The sequence below is a fragment of the Methanobrevibacter sp. genome (assembly GCF_017940815.1).
Lineage (GTDB): Archaea > Methanobacteriota > Methanobacteria > Methanobacteriales > Methanobacteriaceae > Methanocatella.
This window is the reverse complement of sequence record NZ_JAGAXX010000007.1, coordinates 24,868-31,225: the sequence shown is the minus strand read 5'-3', so window position 1 is coordinate 31,225 and position 6,358 is coordinate 24,868. Positions and strand designations below refer to the sequence as shown.

Sequence of the window (6,358 nt, the reverse complement as noted above, 5' to 3'; positions counted from 1 at the left end):
TTAGGACGCGAGTAGAAGACTTGTTTGATGGGGTAGGGATGTAAGCTTCGAGGTTTTTTTTCCGAGTTGTTGAGTCCGCTGCTTCCAACTGTTCGCTTGCATTATTTTAATTGTTAGTAGACTTAATATATTGAACTGATTCAAGTTGATATATAGTCTGGTAATAATTTGGTTAGGTGTTAACAGTAAGGGTGAAAGTTGCACAATTTATTATAATTTATTTTTCAATCTCATTTGTAATGGATAAGTATTGCGGTCATAGCATGGGGGTTATACCTGGTCTCGTTTCGATCCCAGTAGTGAAGTCCTTTTGTGTTTTGTTTGTGTACTATGGTTTTCTATGGGAATTTCATTTCGCTGCAAGCTTTTTCTATTACAATCATTTACTTACTATTTTTGACTGTTTTTTATATTACTTAATGGTGTTATTGCATTATTTTTGGTGATTTTTCATGAATATCAAAGTTTTAGACACTACATTACGTGATGGTGAGCAAACTCCTGGAGTTTCATTAACCTCATTAGAAAAACTAAGAATTGCTACAAAACTCGATGAAATTGGTGTGGAATTTATTGAAGCAGGTTCCGCAATTACCTCTGAAGGTGAAAGGGATTCAATTAAGGAAATCACTTCACAAGATTTTAAAGCAGAAATTCTAAGTTTTTCAAGACCTTTAACCATTGACATTGATTATTGTATAGATTGTGATGTTGATGGAGTAAACCTTGTAGTTCCAACTTCAGAATTGCATATTCATGACAAATTAAATACTACTCCTGAAAAACTTATCGAATTATCAAATAATGCTGTTGACTATTGTAAGGATCACGGCCTAGTTGTTGAGCTGTCTGCTGAAGACGCTTCCAGAAGTGATGTTGATTTCCTGAAGAGCGTATATCTGAATGCCATTGATCATGGTGCGGACAGGGTTTGCGTATGTGATACAGTAGGTATCCTTACACCGGATTCATCTTTCGAATTGTTTTCCAAATTAAACGACTTGCCTGTTCCTGTGGCTTGTCATTGCCATAACGATTTTGGCCTTGCTGTCGCCAACACTTTATCCGCACTTAAGGGTGGGGCAAGTGAGATTCACACTACAATCAATGGTATAGGTGAAAGGGCAGGAAACACTTCCTTTGAGGAATGTGTTGTCAGCATTGACAGGTTGTTGCCTCAATTTTCAACCAATGTTAAAATCAATGAGATTTATGATATTTCCAAATTGGTTGCAAGGTCAACCGGTGTTTATATTCAGCCTAACAAGGCAATTGTTGGTGAAAATGCCTTCGCACATGAGTCTGGAATTCATTCAGATGGCATCATTAAAAATTCCGCCACTTATGAACCGATGACTCCTGAATTGGTCGGCCGTAAAAGAAAGTTCGTCATTGGAAAGCATATGGGAACCCATGGTCTTGACAACAGGCTCAAGGAGTTTGGACTTAACGTTAACCAGGATCAGCTTCAACAGATTTGTGACGACATTAAGGAATTGGCCGATAAGGGTAAGACAGTTACAGATGTGGACCTTCAGGTCATTGCGGACAATGTTTTGCAAATCAACCATGAGGACCGTATCAAGCTTGATGAATTGACAATCGTTTCAGGCAATAAGGTCATGCCTACAGCTTCCGTTAAAATCGTTTTCGATGATGATGAGATTTTAAATGCCGGTGTGGGTCTGGGTCCAGTGGATGCAGCAATCAACGCTTTGAAATCCCTAGACATATTCAAGGATATAGATTTAATTGAATACCACGTAGATGCGATTACTGGAGGTACTGATGCTTTTATTGATGTAATCATCAAACTTCAAAAAGGAGACAAGGTCGTTTCCGCAAGAGGTACCGAACCGGACATTATCAATGCAAGTGTAAAGGCATATATCGCTGGTGTTAACAGGTTGTTGAGGGATTAGATGTATATGGAAAACATTAAAATTATGGGGTTCACCTCCAAAATAGATTCTGTTGGAGACACCCTTGAGCAAATTGATTCTATTAAGAAGGATGGCGAGATTATCCAGCTTCTCAATGCGGATTCAATAGTTTCACCGAATCACATAACCCATGGTGTAAACCAGGCATTCCTTGCCTTTGAACGTGGTGAAAACCTGGCGAAGGATATCAGTGTGGAGATAGTTTTGAGATGTTCCGCACAAAGGCAGATTTCAAAGGCATTTAATTTATTGGGTCTAAAAGAGGGTCAGATGAACCTTTGTGCCGTTCTTATTAATTGTGATGACCATGAAGATGAGTTATCCGAATTATTCACAAGAAACGACAGTGTTTTAAAAGCTGATGAGGATAAATTGATGGACATATATAAAATCAGTGATGGCGAACTTGAAAACATGTCTCTTGAGGAAATAATAATCGATAGGATTACTAAACTTACAGTTGACTATTAACCTCTTCAATTATAATATCCAAATTCTCTTTTTTAAGGCAATCGTAGTCAAGGTTTTTTATTTCAATGCATATTGCCTTTTGTTTTACGCGATTATAGTTTGGGCAGGTTGTTATAATTCCGCTTTTGTCGGTGGTTAATGTCTTTTTCAAATCCCAACATATTGACTTCGCATCATCATGCGGAATAATTACATTAATGCCTCTTTTATCTTTATGTAGTGTGGTCTCGATATGTTTTTTTACATGCTCGGTTGCATTTAATGAAAGTTCTAGATTTTTACTGACATTATCAATTTCATTATCTATACCACTACATATTATTTCACTTGTTTTGCTTAATTTTTGAGGCATGGATGTGTTTTTAAAAATCTCTTCCATGTCTGTGGCAATGAATCCTCCGCTTCCCACATTGATCATTTTAGGAGAACCTGTTGACGCAAGGATTATGTCTGAGTTGAGACCCAGTTTTCTTTCCTTGTCTCCAACGCCTGCTGAAGCGTCCTCTATAGTTAGGATTCCATTGCTTTTGCAATATTTGACAATGCCTTCAATATCCTGCTCGGCGGTGTATCCTGCAAAACTGGTAAATATCAATGCCGAATCATTTTTTATTTCAATGTCATCCAGATAATCGGTGTTTATGAGTCCCTCATCTGTTTTCAGGGTAATCAGATTTTTGTTGAGAAACTTGGCGATTTGCTTAAATCCGTGCCATCCTCCCTGATCGGGAACAATGATGTCTTCTTCAACTGCTGCAAGGGCAATGAATATGCTGTTGTTGCCGCTGGAGGTCATCTTGACATGCTCTTTTGAGGTCAGGTCTTTAATTTTTCCAATGCAGCTTTCCTCAAAGTTCTTGCTTCTGTTTCCTTTTGCAACCTCAGACATTATGTTGAGGGTTTCCTGGCTTGGGCGCTTAAATTTAAACATTGTTCTCACTTTTAAAGTACATATCTAATGTGGTCTGTTTTGTGTGAAGCATCTCATTTAGTAATGTGCCTTGCTTGACGTATCTGCTGATAGGTATTCTCAATTTCTTTCCACTATACTCAAGGGCATCAGATAATGTTTCAAACTCCAGGTATGGTCTTAACATTGCCTCCTTGATGTTTTCCCTAACGTTGAACACTCCCAGTGGCACATATCCGTCATATGCTTCCCTTAAAATCAATAGTCCTGATTGCCTTTTGATTTTCATAAGGTAATCCAGAACTGCCATCTTGGCGGTGTAGTAGCATCCTCCAACAATGGAATATTCCTTCTTGCCTCCGTTTGTTTCATAATCTGAAAATATCAGTTCCTCATTTTTCATAAGTTTAATGAATGCCTCATACCATTCGTATTGCCATTCGGTTGGGGTTAGAATGATTATGTAATAGTTATTCAATGCACCGAATTCATAAAGGCGATAAGTGTCCAGAATATCATATTTTCTGACTTCCTTTAGAAACTCATCGGCAAGTGTGGAATCGCATGCTGTAATTGACCAACGTGTCGGAACAAGCTTACGGTTGTTTTTGGTTCCGATTGCACCAACTGAAAATGCCTTCTGCATTGCAGTGAAAGGGACGTCCTTGTTGTGAAGATTGACCACTGCGTCAACCGCTTTTAAATCAGTGTCGTAGAATGTCTTCTCCAGTTGCCTGTCCCATCTGACTGCATCTATGTCAAATTTCTCGATTGTGGCGCTTGGGCCATGGGGCATGCTGTCTTCGGTAAGCAATGATCCTTGGGGCCTTCTTTTGAATGTTGCCTCGCTGTCAATTGACTTGGATGCAAGGGAGATGTCCTGCAGCTTTTCAACGAAAGGATTTTCCAAATCGTCAATCTTTATCAACTGCTTTCCACGAACAAGATTCATCCTATAGTTGATAATCTCATCCTGTGTCTTGTTCTCGCCGATCCATGATTCCGGAGAGTCCATGATTGATGTGTCTCCCATCTGTGAGCTCATCATCGGTCCGGCATAGACCTTAGGATAGGACCATCTTCCAATGAAAACTGACGGTGGTGTTGTTCCCTCAAGATTTTTTCCAACCTTGACAGACTTCATCTGAATCTGCTCTGTCAGTTTGGCAAGATAAGCATTTTTAGTGGTTTTCATGGTTGATCTAAAAAAAGTAAAAAGAAAAAATACTAAAAAATAGTATTTTTAACAGAATTCGATAGTTGCAGGTGGTTTATCACTTACTGATAAAGCAACGTGTGTGACTTCTGAAATTTCAGAAGTGATTCTTTTTGAAATTGTTTGCACGACTTCCCATGGAAGTTCAGCGACTGATGCAGTCATAGCGTCGATGGAGTTGACAACTCTGACAACGACCAAGTAACCGAAGTCCCTTTGGTCTCCTTTAACACCTGTAACTTTGGTGTCGGTTAAGACTGCGAAATATTGCCATACTTCCTTGTCGATTCCAGCAGCTTCAATTTCATCACAGACAATTTTATTTGCTTTTCTGCAGATTTCAACATTTTCTCTTGTAAGTGCACCAACAACACGTACTCCAAGACCAGGTCCTGGGAACGGTTGCCTGTAAACTGTTGTTGCAGGTAAGTCTAGCTCGTCACCGATTTCTCTTACTTCATCCTTGTATAAGTCACGGATAGGTTCGCATAACTCTAAAACCATACCGCTTGGAAGAGCTAAGTTGTGGTGGGATTTGATTTCACCTTTGGTTTCAATCCAGTCAGGTGCGATGGTTCCTTGAACCAAGTATTTTGCATCAGCCTTTTTAGCTTCCCTTTCAAACACGTCAATGAATATTTTTCCAATGATTTTACGTTTTTCTTCAGGGTCTTCCACACCTTCAAGAGCATCCATGAACTCATCGGAAGCGTCTACAAACTTGAAGTTTAACCTGTCTTTGAAAGTGTTGGTTACTTGTTCCACTTCCCCTTCTCTTAAAAGACCGTGGTCAACAAAGATTGCAGTTAGGTTGTCTCCGATTGCTTGCTGTACAAGAACGGAACATACTGAACTGTCCACTCCGCCTGAGAGTGCGATAATTGCTTTTTCATCACCGATTTGGTCTTTAATCTTTTGGATTGCATCTTCAATAAATTCTTTAGGACTTAACATTTTATTCCTCTTCCTCTTCTTCTTCGTAATCTTCAATGATTTGTTTAATCATAGCTTCCAAGCCGTTGTCATTACCTGATTCAATAGCTTCAAAGATATCATCAAATTTAACATATTTTTCTAGTTTAACAGATTTTGCACCAATACCTGATATTCTGAATCCGTATTCTTCATCACCGATTGGAATATTGACGTATTGTTTTTTCAAGCCAATTTTGAACTCGTTAGCTTTATCTCTTAAGTCATCAGCATTATCAATCATATAATTACACCTATTTTTGACAGATTTTATAGAAATTTTTAAAGATCTCTTCTCCTTTTGGAGTGTGATGCACTTCAGGGTGGAATTGGATTCCATATACATCCTTATCTTTATGTTTAAATGATTCAACATCACATAAGTTTGAGCTGGCTAAGATGTCAAAGTTTTCAGGGATTGTTTTCACTTCATCCTTGTGTGAAGACCAAACGTCCATTTCAGGAGCAAGTCCCTCAAATAAGTTTTCATCATTAGCAATATTTATTTTAACTTGAGCATAACTTTCAGTTTCAGAAGTGGTTACCTCTCCACCATATGCCTTTGCAATCAATTGGTGTCCTAGGCATATTCCAAGTATTGGAATGTCGAAGTGTTTGATGTATTCTTCACTGTTGCCTGCACCTTCTAGAGATGGTCCTCCACCTAAAATCAATCCGATTGGATTTTTAGCTTCAATTTCCTCTATTGAAAGGTCGTTTGAAACCAATTCGGAAGGAATGTTGAGGTATTGCAAACTTCTCTGAATTCTATGGTTGTACTGTCCTTTGTTATTAATAACTAATATTGTCATTTTATGCTCCATTAAAATATAATGATATTATTTT

7 protein-coding genes and 2 rRNA genes are annotated in these 6,358 nt (G+C 38.4%); 4 read left to right on the top strand and 5 right to left on the bottom strand.

Annotated features, from left to right (window positions below):
* From ILA26_RS00935 to cgi121, 4 genes are all read left to right on the top strand, one after another.
* Nucleotides 1-108: ribosomal RNA gene (locus tag ILA26_RS00935) — 23S ribosomal RNA — on the top strand; the annotation flags it as partial.
* Nucleotides 109-248: 140 nt separating this feature from the next.
* A 5S ribosomal RNA gene (gene rrf, locus ILA26_RS00930) occupies nt 249-366 on the top strand.
* A gap of 86 nt (nt 367-452) precedes the next feature.
* Complete coding sequence (locus tag ILA26_RS00925) at nt 453-1,922, top strand: (R)-citramalate synthase (RefSeq protein ID WP_292893033.1); 1,470 nt, start codon at nt 453-455, stop codon at nt 1,920-1,922.
* 6 nt (nt 1,923-1,928) lie between these two features.
* Complete coding sequence (cgi121, locus tag ILA26_RS00920; protein WP_366514866.1) at nt 1,929-2,414, top strand: KEOPS complex subunit Cgi121; 486 nt, start codon at nt 1,929-1,931, stop codon at nt 2,412-2,414.
* Here cgi121 and ILA26_RS00915 read toward each other — a convergent pair.
* From ILA26_RS00915 to ILA26_RS00895, 5 genes are read right to left on the bottom strand one after another with little or no spacing between them, the layout of a single operon-like run.
* Nucleotides 2,398-3,345 (bottom strand): DegT/DnrJ/EryC1/StrS family aminotransferase, encoded by a 948-nt coding sequence (locus tag ILA26_RS00915; protein ID WP_292893029.1) that lies wholly within the window; start codon nt 3,343-3,345, stop codon nt 2,398-2,400. The two genes, cgi121 and ILA26_RS00915, sit on opposite strands and share 17 nt — an antisense overlap.
* Nucleotides 3,338-4,519 (bottom strand): hypothetical protein, encoded by a 1,182-nt coding sequence (locus tag ILA26_RS00910; RefSeq protein WP_292893027.1) that lies wholly within the window; start codon nt 4,517-4,519, stop codon nt 3,338-3,340. Before ILA26_RS00910 ends, ILA26_RS00915 begins: the two co-directional genes overlap by 8 nt.
* 48 nt (nt 4,520-4,567) lie before the next feature.
* Nucleotides 4,568-5,494, bottom strand: coding sequence for a glutamine-hydrolyzing GMP synthase (guaA, locus tag ILA26_RS00905; RefSeq protein ID WP_292893025.1), 927 nt, complete (start codon nt 5,492-5,494; stop codon nt 4,568-4,570).
* A gap of 1 nt (nt 5,495) precedes the next feature.
* A complete protein-coding gene (locus ILA26_RS00900; RefSeq protein WP_292893023.1) occupies nt 5,496-5,756 on the bottom strand; it encodes a hypothetical protein in 261 nt (86 codons plus the stop codon).
* A gap of 10 nt (nt 5,757-5,766) precedes the next feature.
* Complete coding sequence (locus ILA26_RS00895; RefSeq protein ID WP_292893021.1) at nt 5,767-6,324, bottom strand: GMP synthase subunit A; 558 nt, start codon at nt 6,322-6,324, stop codon at nt 5,767-5,769.
* Nucleotides 6,325-6,358: the final 34 nt, after the last annotated feature.

What these genes read in the sequence shown, in the direction of transcription:
- ILA26_RS00925 (WP_292893033.1), top strand. Translation starts at nt 453, where the DNA reads ATGAATATCAAAGTTTTAGACACTACATTACGTGATGGTGAGCAAACT.
- cgi121 (WP_366514866.1), top strand. Translation starts at nt 1,929, where the DNA reads ATGGAAAACATTAAAATTATGGGGTTCACCTCCAAAATAGATTCTGTT.
- ILA26_RS00915 (WP_292893029.1), bottom strand. Translation starts at nt 3,345, where the DNA reads ATGTTTAAATTTAAGCGCCCAAGCCAGGAAACCCTCAACATAATGTCT.
- ILA26_RS00910 (WP_292893027.1), bottom strand. Translation starts at nt 4,519, where the DNA reads ATGAAAACCACTAAAAATGCTTATCTTGCCAAACTGACAGAGCAGATT.
- guaA (WP_292893025.1), bottom strand. Translation starts at nt 5,494, where the DNA reads ATGTTAAGTCCTAAAGAATTTATTGAAGATGCAATCCAAAAGATTAAA.
- ILA26_RS00900 (WP_292893023.1), bottom strand. Translation starts at nt 5,756, where the DNA reads ATGATTGATAATGCTGATGACTTAAGAGATAAAGCTAACGAGTTCAAA.
- ILA26_RS00895 (WP_292893021.1), bottom strand. Translation starts at nt 6,324, where the DNA reads ATGACAATATTAGTTATTAATAACAAAGGACAGTACAACCATAGAATT.